The sequence below is a fragment of the Curtobacterium sp. ME-Dv--P-122a genome, assembly GCF_030209645.1.
Lineage (GTDB): Bacteria > Actinomycetota > Actinomycetes > Actinomycetales > Microbacteriaceae > Curtobacterium > Curtobacterium flaccumfaciens.
This window is the reverse complement of record NZ_JARVRO010000001.1, coordinates 155,822-169,297: the sequence shown is the minus strand read 5'-3', so window position 1 is coordinate 169,297 and position 13,476 is coordinate 155,822. Positions and strand designations below refer to the sequence as shown.

13 protein-coding genes are annotated in these 13,476 nt (G+C 70.3%); 7 read left to right on the top strand and 6 right to left on the bottom strand.

Annotation, left to right across the window (positions count from 1 at the left end; translation table 11 throughout):
• Nucleotides 1–136 precede the first annotated feature (136 nt).
• Together QRN49_RS00670 and phoU are read right to left on the bottom strand one after the other, a co-directional pair.
• Nucleotides 137–685: a P-loop nucleotide/nucleoside kinase family protein gene (locus QRN49_RS00670; protein ID WP_284753334.1), complete on the bottom strand. Its 549-nt coding sequence runs from the start codon at nt 683–685 to the stop codon at nt 137–139.
• Nucleotides 686–735: 50 nt separating this feature from the next.
• The gene (gene phoU, locus QRN49_RS00665) at nt 736–1,404 is read right to left on the bottom strand and encodes a phosphate signaling complex protein PhoU (protein WP_027466613.1); all 669 of its coding nucleotides are present in this window, start codon (nt 1,402–1,404) and stop codon (nt 736–738) included.
• 146 nt (nt 1,405–1,550) lie between these two features.
• Between phoU and QRN49_RS00660 the strand changes: the two genes are divergently transcribed.
• Complete coding sequence (locus QRN49_RS00660; protein ID WP_071404724.1) at nt 1,551–2,717, top strand: sensor histidine kinase; 1,167 nt, start codon at nt 1,551–1,553, stop codon at nt 2,715–2,717.
• Nucleotides 2,714–3,394, top strand: coding sequence for a response regulator (locus tag QRN49_RS00655; protein WP_027466611.1), 681 nt, complete (start codon nt 2,714–2,716; stop codon nt 3,392–3,394). The genes QRN49_RS00660 and QRN49_RS00655 overlap by 4 nt, the downstream gene beginning before the upstream one ends.
• Nucleotides 3,395–3,490: 96 nt before the next feature.
• On the opposite strand, the gene QRN49_RS00650 is transcribed toward QRN49_RS00655, so the two are convergent.
• Complete coding sequence (locus QRN49_RS00650) at nt 3,491–4,147, bottom strand: hypothetical protein (protein ID WP_128780543.1); 657 nt, start codon at nt 4,145–4,147, stop codon at nt 3,491–3,493.
• Between the two features lie 141 nt (nt 4,148–4,288).
• Between QRN49_RS00650 and QRN49_RS00645 the strand changes: the two genes are divergently transcribed.
• The 4 genes from QRN49_RS00645 to rlmB all read left to right on the top strand — a co-directional run bounded on the left by QRN49_RS00645 (nt 4,289) and on the right by rlmB (nt 8,504).
• The gene (locus tag QRN49_RS00645; RefSeq protein ID WP_017888066.1) at nt 4,289–4,771 is read left to right on the top strand and encodes a CarD family transcriptional regulator; all 483 of its coding nucleotides are present in this window, start codon (nt 4,289–4,291) and stop codon (nt 4,769–4,771) included.
• 61 nt (nt 4,772–4,832) lie between these two features.
• The gene (gene ispD / locus QRN49_RS00640) at nt 4,833–6,023 is read left to right on the top strand and encodes a 2-C-methyl-D-erythritol 4-phosphate cytidylyltransferase (RefSeq protein WP_259589032.1); all 1,191 of its coding nucleotides are present in this window, start codon (nt 4,833–4,835) and stop codon (nt 6,021–6,023) included.
• Between the two features lie 32 nt (nt 6,024–6,055).
• Entirely contained in the window at nt 6,056–7,465 is a 1,410-nt protein-coding gene (gene cysS, locus QRN49_RS00635) for a cysteine--tRNA ligase (protein WP_284753327.1), read from the top strand.
• A gap of 28 nt (nt 7,466–7,493) precedes the next feature.
• Nucleotides 7,494–8,504, top strand: coding sequence for a 23S rRNA (guanosine(2251)-2'-O)-methyltransferase RlmB (gene rlmB / locus QRN49_RS00630; RefSeq protein WP_027466607.1), 1,011 nt, complete (start codon nt 7,494–7,496; stop codon nt 8,502–8,504).
• A gap of 190 nt (nt 8,505–8,694) precedes the next feature.
• On the opposite strand, the gene QRN49_RS00625 is transcribed toward rlmB, so the two are convergent.
• Both QRN49_RS00625 and QRN49_RS00620 read right to left on the bottom strand, forming a co-directional pair.
• Entirely contained in the window at nt 8,695–10,005 is a 1,311-nt protein-coding gene (locus tag QRN49_RS00625) for a DUF4032 domain-containing protein (RefSeq protein ID WP_262131242.1), read from the bottom strand.
• Between the two features lie 84 nt (nt 10,006–10,089).
• A complete protein-coding gene (locus QRN49_RS00620) occupies nt 10,090–11,190 on the bottom strand; it encodes an ABC transporter ATP-binding protein (RefSeq protein ID WP_071244017.1) in 1,101 nt (366 codons plus the stop codon).
• Nucleotides 11,191–11,433: 243 nt separating this feature from the next.
• On the opposite strand from QRN49_RS00620, the gene QRN49_RS00615 reads away from it, so the two are divergent.
• A complete protein-coding gene (locus QRN49_RS00615; protein ID WP_284753322.1) occupies nt 11,434–12,366 on the top strand; it encodes a DsbA family protein in 933 nt (310 codons plus the stop codon).
• Nucleotides 12,367–12,469: 103 nt separating this feature from the next.
• Here QRN49_RS00615 and ypfJ read toward each other — a convergent pair whose 3' ends face one another.
• Nucleotides 12,470–13,363, bottom strand: coding sequence for a KPN_02809 family neutral zinc metallopeptidase (gene ypfJ, locus QRN49_RS00610; RefSeq protein WP_284753320.1), 894 nt, complete (start codon nt 13,361–13,363; stop codon nt 12,470–12,472).
• Nucleotides 13,364–13,476 lie beyond the last annotated feature (113 nt).

Sequence of the window (13,476 nt, the reverse complement as noted above, 5' to 3'; positions counted from 1 at the left end):
GTGTGCGGGGCTTCGCGAGGGCGACAGTGGGCCGCCGACGTTCCGCCGACTCCTGTCGCTCTGCCAGGAGGAACGGATCGCCCCGTCGACGACCTGTCGCTTCGACAGCGTGGTCGGCCCGACGAGCCGTGGCTGGTCAGACGAAGTGCGACGCGATCTCCTGCACCAGGGCGCCGACGTCGTAGGGCTTCGTCGTGTCGACCCGGATCACCGGGACGCCGGGCAGTCCGACGGGACGGGCGTCGTCGCCGTGCTCGTCCCAGAAGGCCAGCACGTCGGCCAGGTCCCCGTGCACCTCGTGCCGCACCGGCACGGTGCCCGGTTCGTACCGGTCGCGCAGCCGATCTTCGGCGGTGGTGCGGTCCGTGTCGCACCACACCTCGACGGCGCGAGGCGAACCGGCGGACGCGAGCCCGGCCTCCAGGAGGTCGCGGTCACGGGACGGCAGCCAGACGGAGTCGAGGACGACCCCGTTCTCGACGGCCCGCGCCATGGACCACATCGTGTCCATCGCGATGCCGCCGAGCGGCCGCGAGGCGATCATCGGGCCGACGACGTCGGCGAGGGGCTCCTTGATGCGGTCCTTCGACAGGAAGGGGCAACCGAGCACCTCGGCGAGTGCCGTGCCGATGCTGCTCTTGCCGGAACCGGGCATGCCGTTGACGATGATCGCGACCTGGGCCATGCCACGATCCTCGCAGACCGATCGGGCCGGGTCAGACCGATCGGGTCGGGTCAGACCGCCGCAGTCGAGGTGGACGCGCCGGTCCAGTCGCCGGTCGCCAGGTACTCGACCTTCTTGGCGATCGAGACCGCGTGGTCGGCGAAGCGCTCGTGGTAGCGGGAGGCCAGGGTGGCGTCGACGGTGTCGATCGGCCCGCCCTTCCAGGCCTCGCCGAGCACGAAGTCGAAGACGCTGGCGTGCAGCTCGTCGACGGCGTCGTCCTCGTCGCGGATCTCGGCCGACAGCGCGATGTCCTCGGTGGCGAGCAGTCGCGTGAGCTTCTGCGCCATCGCGACGTCGTGCCGGCCCATCTCCTTGAACGTGCTGCGGAGGCCCTTCGGCACGACCTTCTCGGGGAAGCGCTGGCGGGCGAGCTGCGCGATGTGCTCGGCCATGTCGCCCATGCGCTCGAGCGAGGAGCTGACGCGCAGGGCCGTGACGACGACGCGCAGGTCGCGGGCGACCGGGGCCTGGCGAGCGAGGATGTCGATCGCGATCTCGTCGAGGCTGTTCGCAGCGAGGTCGATCTTCTCGTCGTCGGCGATCACCTCTTCGGCGAGGGCGACGTCGGAGTCGCTGAAGGCCTGCGTGGCTCGGGTGATGGCGGACTCGACGAGCCCGGCGATCTCGGTCAGTCGCTCCTGGACGTCCTGGAGTTCCTGCTGGAAGACTTCGCGCATGGGGGAGTACCTCTCTCTGCGTACCGGACGAGTGTCGTCAGCCCAGGTGAACGAACGGTGACGCGGGGCTGAACGCTTCGCGTTCTGGCCTTCCGCAGACGGTGAACGGTACCGGAACCCCGCATGACCATCCCTACACTGGCGGCATGGACAACGCGTGGCTCGTGCCACTGTCGATGCTCCTCGGCGGGGTCTTCGGCGCGGGCGTCGTGGTGCTGATCATCACCGCCGAGCGGACGGCACGTGCTGCCGACGTGGCGGAGCGGACCCTGCCGGACGGCGTCGCAGCGGTCATCGCGACGATGCACAACCCGGCGGTCGTCATCGACCCGTCGAACACCGTCGTCGCGGCATCCCCCCAGGCCCTCACGGCGGGGCTCGTCGTGCGCCGGCGCCTGGTGCACCACGAACTGCTCGAGCTCATCGACCGGGTGCGCAAGAGCGGGGAGATGGGGTCGGAGGACCTCGAGCTGCCCCGCGGCCGCCACGGGGAGCTCATCGGCTACCTCAGCTTCCGTGCCGCCCAACTCGGCAACCGGTACGTCCTGCTCACGGCGGACGACCTGACCGAGAGCCGGCGCATCGACGAGGTCCGCCGCGACTTCGTCGCCAACATCTCGCACGAGCTGAAGACGCCGATCGGCGCCATCGGCCTGCTGTCCGAGACCCTCGTCCTCGCCGCCGACGACCCCGTGCACGTGAAGAAGTTCGCCGCGCAGCTCATCACCGAGTCCGAGCGGCTCGGGGCGCTGACGAAGGACATCATCGAGTTGTCCAGGCTGCAGTCGGTCGACGCCCTCGAGAACAGCGAGGAGACCGGCATCGACAAGATCGTGCAGGCCGCGATCGACGCGAACGAGGTCGTCGCCCGCGCACGCTCGATCGAGATCATCCGCGCCAAGAAGTCGAAGCTGCGGGTGATGGGCGACCGCGGGCTGCTGCAGGTCGCGGTGTCGAACCTCATCGCCAACGCGGTGAAGTACTCGCCGGACAACACCCGCGTGGGTGTGGGCGTCCGGTCCTCGAAGGGCTTCGTCGAGATCGCGATCACCGACCAGGGCGTCGGCATCCCCGAGGCCGACCTCGACCGCGTCTTCGAACGGTTCTACCGTGTCGATCCCGCACGGTCGCGCGCCACCGGGGGCACCGGCCTCGGGCTCGCGATCGTCAAGCACGTCGTCAGCAACCACGGTGGTGACGTGCGCGTCTGGTCGCAGCCCGGCAAGGGCTCGACCTTCACCATCCGTCTGCCCGAGGCAGATCCCGAACTGACCACAGCACTCGAAGAGCAACTGGAAGAGCAGCCATCGTGACCAAGATCCTCATCGTCGACGACGAGCCGGCCCTGAGCGAGCCCCTGGAGTTCCTGCTGCAGCGTGAGGGGTACGAGACCTCCGTCGCTGCCGACGGCGTGACCGCGCTGTCGAAGTTCGACGCGGAGAACCCCGACCTGGTGCTCCTCGACCTCATGCTGCCGGGCCTGAGCGGCACCGAGGTGTGCCGGCAGATCCGGACCCGGTCGAACGCGCCGATCATCATGCTGACCGCGAAGGACTCGGAGGTGGACATCGTCGTCGGGCTCGAGCTCGGCGCCGACGACTACGTGACGAAGCCGTACTCGACCCGGGAGCTCCTGGCCCGGATCCGTGCCGTGCTCCGTCGCCGCACCGAGGACGACCCGGCGGACAGCGGCATCCTGCAGGTCGGCGGCATCCGGATGGACGTCGAGCGGCACACGGTGTCGGTCGACGGGTCCGAGACCCCGATGCCGCTCAAGGAGTTCGAGCTCCTCGAGCTGCTGCTCCGGAACGCCGGCCGTGTGCTGACCCGCGGGCAGCTCATCGACCGGGTGTGGGGTTCCGACTACTTCGGTGACACCAAGACCCTCGACGTGCACATCAAGCGCATCCGCTCGAAGATCGAGCGGGTCCCGTCGACCCCCGAGATCCTGGTGACGGTCCGCGGTCTCGGGTACCGCATCGAGGCCTGAGACGGACGGACAGGAGGCCCGGTGCGAGTCCCTGGGACTCGCGCCGGGCCTCCTGTGCGAACGGTCCGGGCGCGGTGTCAGCCGCGCCCGTCGGCGTCAGTTGGTGCCGTTGTCGCCCTCGGACGAATCCGTCTGCGAGTCCGTCGGCTGCGTGCCGGGCACGGCCTCGCCGGTCGACTGTGCGCCGCTCTCGGACGGGGACGTCGAGGTGGGCGTCGGGGTCGGGCTCGGCGCGAGGGTCTGGTACTCCTCCTGCGAGCTCGTCAGCACCGGCACGTTGGCCGAGGTGCCCTCAGCGTCGGGGTAGCTGAAGTAGACCTTCACGAGCGATCCGGGCTTCGCGTCCGCGTTGTCGAACACGATCGGCTCGGCGTCACCGGCGGTGGTGCCCTGCGTGGTGTCGCCCTCTTGCACGCTCGACTCGTCGTCGCTGCCGGCACCCGCGGCCATGGCGAGGTCGACGTGGGTGTTCGCCGGCACGTCGACGGTCTGGGTGTCGCCGCCGATCTCGATCGAGACGGTGTAGTCGTCCTGGTCGTCGTTGTTCACGAGCGTGCCGATGAAGCGGGCGCTCTCACCGTCGTCCGAGATCAGGAGGGCGTTCCGCACGTCGACCTTGCCGGTCGAGACGTCCACGCCGTCGGTGATCTGCTTGATGTCGACGGTGTGGGCCGGCGACATGAACTCGCACCCGGTGGCGCCGAGCGCGATGGTTGCCGCAACGGCGACGGACACGAGTACCCGAGGTCGCAAGAGATTCCTCCGTAAGTCACGATGGAGACCGGGCGGTCCCCGCGCCCATCCTAGCGATCACCGGGAGGGGTGAGCGTTGAGGGTCCCCTTACCGGAACGGCCCTTGTGGTAAACTGGATGTCTGGGAACGGAGCCTGATACATGCAATTCGAGGTCGGCGAGACCGTCGTCTACCCCCATCACGGGGCGGCAACCATCTCTGAAGTCAAGACTCGCGTCATCAAGGGCGAGGAAAAGGTCTACCTGAAACTGCGGGTGACGCAGGGTGACCTGACGATCGAGGTCCCGGCGGACAACGTCGACCTGGTCGGTGTCCGCGACGTGATCGGCAAGGAAGGACTCGACAAGGTGTTCGAGGTCCTCCGGGCGCCGTTCACGGAAGAGCCCACCAACTGGTCACGCCGCTACAAGGCGAACCTCGAGAAGCTCGCTTCCGGTGACGTCATCAAGGTGTCCGAGGTCGTCCGCGACCTCTGGCGGCGCGATCAGGACCGCGGGCTCTCCGCGGGTGAGAAGCGGATGCTGGCCAAGGCCCGGCAGATCCTCATCTCCGAGCTCGCGCTGGCCGAGAAGACCGACGAGGACAAGGCATCGACCGTCCTCGACGAGGTCCTGGCTTCCTGAGCCTGACGACAGCGCACTGAACACGACAGCACGAACGACGACCGCACGGTTCCCCGAAGGGGTGGACCGGGCGGTCGTCGTCGTTGCGGCCGGCTCCGGCACCCGGCTCGGCATCGGGACCGCGAAGGCGTTCGTGCCCGTGGCCGGTGCGCTGATGCTCGCGCGGGCGCTCGAACCCCTGTTCGCGCTGCCGTCGCCGACGCTCGTCGTCGTGGTCGCACCCGCGTCGCACCTGGACGAGTGCCGGCAGGTGGTCAGTTCCGTCGCGGGTGCCGCGGTCGCGTACACGGCCGTCGTCCCAGGAGGCGCGGATCGCCACGGGTCGGTCGAGGCCGGCCTGGCCGTCCTGCCGGACTCCGTCACCACGGTGCTCGTGCACGACGCAGCGCGGTGCCTCACGCCGGCGGCACAGTTCTCGCGGGTGTTCGACGCCGTCGCCGCCGGGGACGGTGCGGGCGTCGTGCCGGCGCTCCCCGTCACGGACACGGTGAAGCGGGTCGACGGTGACGTCGTCGTCGAGACCGTCGACCGTGCGGCGCTCGTCGGGGTGCAGACGCCACAGGGCTTCCCGCTCGCGGCACTGCGGCGGGCGTACGCGGTGTCGTCGCAGTCCGAGACGGACGACGCCGGGGTGTTCCAGGCCGTCGGCGGCACCGTCCGGTTCGTGCCGGGTGATGCCGACGCCTTCAAGATCACGACGCCGTGGGACCTCGGCCGGGCCGAGTCGATCGTGCGGGCGCGGACAGAAGTGGCCGGTGGTGCGGGGACGGCCGACGCCGTCGTGGCGGTCCGACTCGGGCTCGGGGTCGACGTGCACGCCTTCGACGACGCCTCACCCTGCCGCGTGGGGCTGCTCGACTTCCCCGGCGAACCCGGCCTCTCCGGCCACAGCGACGGCGACGCGGTGGCGCACGCGGTGTGCGACGCCCTGCTCTCCGCCGGGGGCCTCGGCGACATCGGCGGACGCTTCGGCACCGCCGACCCGCAGTACGCCGGCGCCACGGGCGACGTGTTCGTCCGCGGCGCGGTCGCGCTGCTCGCCGACGCCGGGCTCGTGCCGGTGTCCGTCACCGTGCAGGTCATCGGCAACCGGCCGCGCATCGGTCGTCGCCGCGACGAGATGCAGGACGCCCTGTCCGCGGTCGTCGGTGCGCCCGTCGCCGTGTCCGGCACGACGACCGACGGGCTCGGGTTCACCGGCCGTGGCGAGGGGCTCGCGGCGATCGCCACGGCACTCGTGCGTCCCTCCTGAAACCGCGGCCCTGCGCCGATTAGGGTTGAGGCGTGACCGTTCGCCTCTACGACTCCCGCGCCGCAGCCGTCGTCGACCTCGTGCCCCTGGTCGACGGACACGTGAGCGTCTACGTCTGTGGTCCGACGGTGCAGTCGTCGCCGCACATCGGGCACCTGCGGTCCGCGCTCGTCTACGACATCTGGCGTCGGTGGCTCACCCACCGCGGGTACCGGGTGACCCTGGTGCGCAACGTCACCGACATCGACGACAAGGTCCTCGACCTGGCTGCAGGCACGGACGAGGAGTGGTTCGCCCGCGCCTACCGGGTCGAGCTCGAGTTCACGGCCGCGTACAACGCCCTCGGCATCCTGCCCCCGACCTACGAGCCCCGCGCCACCGCGAGCGTGCCGCAGATGCACGAGATCATCCAGCGCCTCATCGACCGCGGGCACGCCTACGCCGCCGACGACGGCTCGGGTGACGTCTACTTCGACACCGGCAGCTGGGCCGACTACGGGGTGCTCACCCGGCAGCGGCGCGAGGACATGGTCGAGGCCGCCGACGCCGATCCGCGTGGCAAGCGCGACGCCCGTGACTTCGCGCTCTGGAAGGGTGCGAAGCCCGGCGAGCCCTCGACCGCCAACTGGGACTCCCCGTGGGGCGCCGGCCGCCCGGGCTGGCACATCGAGTGCTCGGCGATGTCCCGCCGGTACCTCGGCCCCGCGTTCGACATCCACGGCGGCGGGCTCGACCTGCGCTTCCCGCACCACGAGAACGAGCTCGCGCAGTCCACGGCCGCCGGGGACCCGTTCGCGTCGTACTGGCTGCACAACGGCCTGGTGACGGTCGAGGGCCAGAAGATGTCGAAGTCGCTCGGCAACTCGATCTTCGCGGCGGACTTCCTCAGATCCGCCCGTCCCGCCGTGGTGCGCTACTTCCTCGGTGCCGCCCACTACCGCTCGTCGATCGACCACCACGAGGGGTCCCTGACCGAGGCCGAGGCGGCGTACGACCGCATCGCCGGGTTCCTCGAGCGCGCCGAGACCCGGCTCGAGGGTGTCCACCTCGCCGACGCCCCGGCCGTGCCCGAGGCCTTCGCCGCGGCCATGGACGACGACCTCTCCGTGCCCCAGGCCCTGGCCGTGCTGCACGAGACCGTGCGCACCGGCAACGCTGCCCTGGACGCCGACGATGCGGAAACGCTCGGGACCGCGTACCATCAGGTGGCTGCGATGGTGGAGGTGCTCGGCATCGACCCGCGAGCCGCCCACTGGTCGGGCGGCGGCCACGACACCTCGGCAGGCCCGCTCGCCGCCCTCGTCGAACGCCTCGTGCAGGAGCGCGCGGACGCCAGGGCAGCACGGGACTTCACCGCGGCCGACCGCGTGCGCGACGACCTCGCCGCCGCGGGCATCACGATCGAGGACACGCCGTCCGGAACACGCTGGAGCATCGCCTGAACACGGCAGTGCCGAACAGGAGCTACGCATGAAGAACGTCTCGGGAAGCAAGAAGGGTCGGCCCGGCGCCGTCCGCACCGGTCGCAAGGGCAACAAGCAGGTCGGTTCCGGCGGACAGGGCGCCCAGGCGCTCGAGGGTCGCAAGCCGACCCCGAAGGCCGAGGACCGCCCGTACCACCCCGCCGGCAAGCGCAAGGCCGCGAAGGACCGCTTCGAGGCGGCCAAGGGCCGGCACGGTTCCTCGAGCACCCCGCAGGGTCGCACGGGCCGTCCGCCGGCACGCAAGACCGACGACTCCGAGCTGGTGACCGGGCGCAACTCCGTGCTCGAGGCCCTGCGGACGAAGACCCCGTCGTCGACGCTCTACATCGCGTCGCGCATCGAGGTCGACGACCGCGTGAAGGAGATCCTCGCGCTCGCCAACCACCGCGGTGTGCCGATCATCGAGCTCATGCGTCCCGAGCTCGACCGCATCACCGGACACGACAGCGTGCACCAGGGTGTCGCCCTCAAGGTGCCGGCGTACCAGTACGCCGTGTCCGAGGACATCGTCGAGCAGGCGTTCTCGCGCGACCAGGTCCCGCTGCTCGTCGCACTCGACGGCATCACCGACCCCCGCAACCTCGGCGCGATCATCCGCTCGACCGCGGCCTTCGGCGGACACGGCGTCATCGTGCCGCAGCGTCGTTCGGTCGGCGTGACGGCGTCGGCGTGGAAGACCTCGGCCGGTGCCGCGGCACGCACGCCCGTCGCGATGGCCCCGAACCTCACACAGACCCTGAAGTCGCTCAAGTCGATGGGCCTGTTCGTCCTCGGCCTGGACGGCGACGGTGACGTGGAGCTCGACGGCCTCGAGCTCGCGGACCGCCCGATCGTGATCGTCGTCGGTTCCGAGGGCAAGGGCCTGTCGCGCCTGGTCACCGAGACCTGCGACGCCATCGTGTCGATCCCGATCTCGAGCGCCACCGAGTCCCTGAACGCCGGCATCGCCGCGAGCGTCACCCTGTGGGAGGTCGCGCGGCGCCGTCGCACCGCGTAGCCCCAGCACTTCGTGTGCAGGAATGGTCGCCTCCCCGAGCGGGAGGCGACCATTCCTGCTCACGGTGCGAGGCGGGGTTGGGCGTGACGGCCTGGAGGCCCGGCGCCGGTCCCCGGGACCCGGGCCGGGCCTCCAGGCGGTCGCGTTGCCGACCCCCGAACGGTCAGGACACGTCGGCCGGCGGAGACGGTCAGACCGTGGCGCGCCAGTCGTCGACGTCGTCGGACTCGTCGGCCTCGTCGTCGTCGTCCAGCACCGGGATCGGCACGGTGATCGACGAGGTCGGCGGGTTGATGAGCAGGCGCTCGTCGCGACGGTGTCGGAGCACGTCGTTGATGTAGGCGGTGGTGGCCTCGGGCAGGGAGACGGAACGTTCCTCTTGCTGGGACATGAACCAGCGGTGCTCGAGCAGCTCGTGGAACACCTCGGCGGGTTCGAGTCGGCCGCGCAGGTCACGGGGGATCGAGCGGACGACGGGCTCGAAGACCCGTGAGACCCACTCGTGCGCCACCATCTCCTCGTCGAGCTCGTCACGGCCGTTGCGGGCGCGGTACGAGTCGAGGTCGTTGAGCAGGCGCCGCGCCTGGTTCTCGCCGGCGTCGAGCCCGGTGAGGCGCAGCAGTCGGCGCTGGTGGTGCCCGGCGTCGACGACCTTCGGCTGGATCCGGACCTGCGAGCCGCCCTCGGTCGTGTGGATCGAGAGTTCTTCGATGTCGAAGCCGAGCTCGTTCAGGCGCTCGACGCGGTCGTTGATGCGCCAGCGTTCCTTGATGTCGAACTGCTCGGTACCGGTGAGCTCGGTCCAGAGCGTCCGGTACTGGGCGACGATGCGGTTCGACACGTCCACGGGGTCGGCGTTCTCGTCCAGTCGACCGCCGGCCTCGAGGTCGAGCAGCTCGCCGGCGATGTTCACCCGGGCGACCTCGAGGTCGTTCTCGCGCTGACCGTTCGACAGCCCGCCGGGGTAGAGCTTGCCGGTCTCGGCGTCGACCAGGTACGCGGCGAAGGCGCCGGCGTCGCGACGGAACAGCGTGTTCGACAGGGACACGTCGCCCCAGTAGAAGCCGATGACGTGCAGGCGGACGAGCAGCAGCGCGAGGGCGTCGACCAGACGGGTAGCGGTCTCGGGGCGCAGCGTCTGCGAGTAGAGCGCGCGGTAGGGCAGCGAGAACCGCAGGTGGCGGGTCACCAGCACGGGGTGCAGTGGTTCACCGTCGGCGTCGACGCGGTTCGTGATGACCGCGACGGGGTCCACGCACGGCACGTCCATCCGCTGCAGGGTCCGGAGCATCTCGTACTCGGACCGGGCGACCTCTTCGCCGGTCTCCTTCACCGCGGCGACGTACCCGCTCAGGTGCACGAACCGCACGAGGTGCCGCGAGATGCCCTTCGGCAGCGCGACGATCGTGTCGTCGGGCCAGTCGGCGAGCGGCAGGTCCCACGGCAGGTCGAGCAGGCCGGGGTCGACGGTGGCGGCGGTGATGGACATCGAGTCGGGCACGGTGGTTCCTCTGGTGTCGGGGACAGCCGAGAGCCCGCGTCCGCCCTTGTGAGGCGGGCGCGGGCTCTCGGGGGAGTGCGCTGGTTACGCGCTGACGACGGCCTTGTCGTCGAGGCGGTCGCCCGACTCGGTGTCGAAGGCGTGGACGTGACCCTGCTTCGGCGTGATGACGATCGTGTCACCGATCGACGGGTGCGCACGACCGTCGACACGGGCGACGATGTCGGCGCGCTGGCCGTTCACGTCGGCGTGGCCGTAGAGGTAGCCGTCGGCGCCGAGCTCCTCGACGACGTCGACCGTGACGGGCAGGCCCTCGCCGGACTGCGACACGATGACGTCCTCGGGGCGGATGCCGACCGTGATCTGTGCGGCACGGGCGTTCGACAGGGTGTCGCGGTCGATCGCGTGGTTGAGCGTGCCGAACTTGATGCCGCCCTCGATGACGTCGGCGGGCAGCAGGTTCATGGCCGGCGAACCGATGAAGCCGGCGACGAACACGTTGTTCGGCTTCTCGTACAGGTCACGCGGGGTGCCGACCTGCTGCAGGATGCCGTCCTTGAGCACCGCGATGCGGTCACCCATGGTGAGGGCCTCGGTCTGGTCGTGCGTGACGTAGACCGTGGTGACGCCGAGACGACGCTGCAGCGACGCGATCTGCGTGCGGGTCTGGACGCGGAGCTTGGCGTCGAGGTTCGACAGCGGCTCGTCCATGAGGAACACCTGCGGCTGACGGACGATCGCACGGCCCATCGCGACGCGCTGACGCTGACCACCGGAGAGCGCCTTCGGCTTGCGGCCCAGGTAGTCCTCGAGGTCGAGGAGCTTGGCGGCCTCCTGCACGCGGGTGGCGCGCTCTTCCTTGCCGACGCCGGCGATCTTGAGCGCGAAGCCCATGTTCTCGGCGACGGTCATGTGCGGGTACAGCGCGTAGTTCTGGAACACCATCGCGATGTCGCGGTCCTTCGGCGGGACGTCCGTGACGTCGCGGTCGCCGATGCGGATCTGACCGGAGTTGACCTCTTCGAGGCCGGCCAGCATGCGGAGCGAGGTGGACTTGCCGCAGCCCGAGGGGCCGACGAGGACGAGGAACTCGCCGTCGGCGACGTCCAGGTCGAGGGAGTCGACCGCGGGACGGTTGCCTCCGGGGTAGAGACGGGTTGCCTTGTCATAGGTGACGGACGCCATGAGCGTTCGGTCCTTCCTTCACCGGCAGGTACGTGCCGGACGATCCGAGTGAAGCGGTGTGCCCGTACGGGCCCCGGACAGTCGCCGTCGACTGTCGAGGTTCATACAACACGAGTTCACCCGGGTGCGCCAGTGTTTTCCCCCTTGGTCGGCGGCTTCCCAGAGCGCCCCACTACAATCGCCGGGTCCGTCCGCCGAGCAGGGGAACGCCGAGCGGACACCGATCAGGAGGACGACGCACCGATGAACAACCGCCCCGAGGGTGCCGCCCGCGCCGCGCGGAACGAGCGCCGTGAAGCCGCCCGCCAGCGAGCCCAGCGTGCCCGGACCCAGCAGAAGCGACGCCAGCGCGGTGTCCGGCTCGGCCTGCAGATCGGGCTCGGGGTCGTGCTCCTCGCCGCCGCGACGATCGTCACGCTCGTGCTGGTCGACTCCGTGAAGCCCGCCGGCCCCGGCCCGTCGACCATGTCGCAGGGCGGCATCACCATCGGACAGGGCCTGAAGCCCGTCACGGCATCCGCGTCCGGATCGGCCTCCGCGTCGCCGAGCAGCGCCGCGACCGACGGCGCCGGTACCGTCCGGATCACCCTGTACGTCGACTACCTCTGCCCGGGCTGCGGCCAGTTCGAGCAGGCGAACGGTGACTACATCAAGGACCTCGTCGACTCCGGTGCGGCCACGGTGGACATCCACCCGGTCGCGGTCCTGTCGAACCGCTCGCAGGGCACGAAGTACTCCCTCCGCGCCGCGAACGCCGCCGCCTGCGTCGCCGAGCACTCCCCGAACCAGTTCTACGCGGTGAACCAGGCGCTCTTCGCGAAGCAGCCGGACGAGGGCACCCCTGGTCTGACCGACGCCGAGCTCACCGACGTCGTCACGGGCGTGCAGGGGCTGCAGGAACGCAGCGCCGTCCGGAGCTGCATCGCCGACCAGGACTACGCCAAGTGGGTGGACGAGCAGACGACGGCGGTGTCCGACGGCACGATCCCCGGGTCGACGCTCAAGGAGTTCCCCGGCACGCCGCTCGTGCTCGTCAACGGCCAGCGGTACGAGCTGACCTCCCCGGTGACGAACGACGACTTCCGCACCTTCGTGGTGACGGCCGCCGGGGCGACCGACGCCACCCCGACGCCCACACCGAGCGCGACCCCGTCGCCCACGCCGACCAAGCGCTGACGGCCGGACGAGCGCTGACGTCTGAACGAGCGCTGACGCGCTGACCACGGACGGGAGGCCCGGTGCCAGCTGGCACCGGGCCTCCCGTGGTTCGACGGTGCGGCTACAGGGCCGAACCCGGGATGCTCAGGGTGTCGCAGCTCGTCGCGCCCTGCTGGTAGCCCCGCAGGAACCAGCGCTGTCGCTGCTCGCTCGACCCGTGCGTGAACGAGTCCGGGTCGACGCGGCCGGTCGCGCGCTCCTGGACGCTGTCGTCGCCCACGGCGCTCGCCGCAGACAGGGCGTCGGTGATCTGGGAGCGGGTGATCGGTTCGAAGAAGGTCTCGCCGTTCGCGTCCTTCGTCGTGGCGGCGTCGCCGACCCAGGCCCCGGCGTAGCAGTCCGCCTGCAGCTCGACGCGGACACTGCCCGACGACGCCCCCGTGCCGGAGCGGTCGGTGTTCGCGAACGACCCCTGCAGCTGCTGGATGTGGTGGCCCCACTCGTGCGCGACGACGTACATCTGCGCGAGCGGCCCACCGGACGAGCCGTACTGCGACTGCAGGTCGTCGTAGAACGCGGTGTCGAGGAAGACCGCACGGTCCGGTGGGCAGTAGAACGGGCCGGTCGCGGCCGAGGCCTGCCCGCACGAGGTGTCGGTGGAGTCCTGGAACAGGAAGAACTCCGGTGACGTGTACGAGATGCCGAGCGACCGCGCCTCGGACGTCCAGTAGGCGTCGAGCGACTCAGCCGCGCCCTCCATCCGGCACTCGACGCGCAGGTTGGCGTCGCGCCCGGTCCGGCACTCGGGGGCGGCGTCGGCGGACTCGCCCTCCTGCTGGATCGTCGTCAGGCCGTTGCCCCCGCCGACGATCCCGCTGAGGTCGACGTCGGTGAACTGTGCGATCAGGAACACCACGATGGCGCCGACGCCCACGGCGCCTCCGCCGATCGCCGTGGTGCGACCCCGCCGCTTGACCTTGCCGCCCCGGAGTTGCGAGTCGTCGTTGAACGTCATGATCCCGAACCTACCGATCAGCACCTCCCGATCAGCGGCCGCGCGTACCGTCGGCGGCGTCGGCCACCCCGACACCTGTCGTACACCTGTCGTACAACCGGAAGGAACCGCAC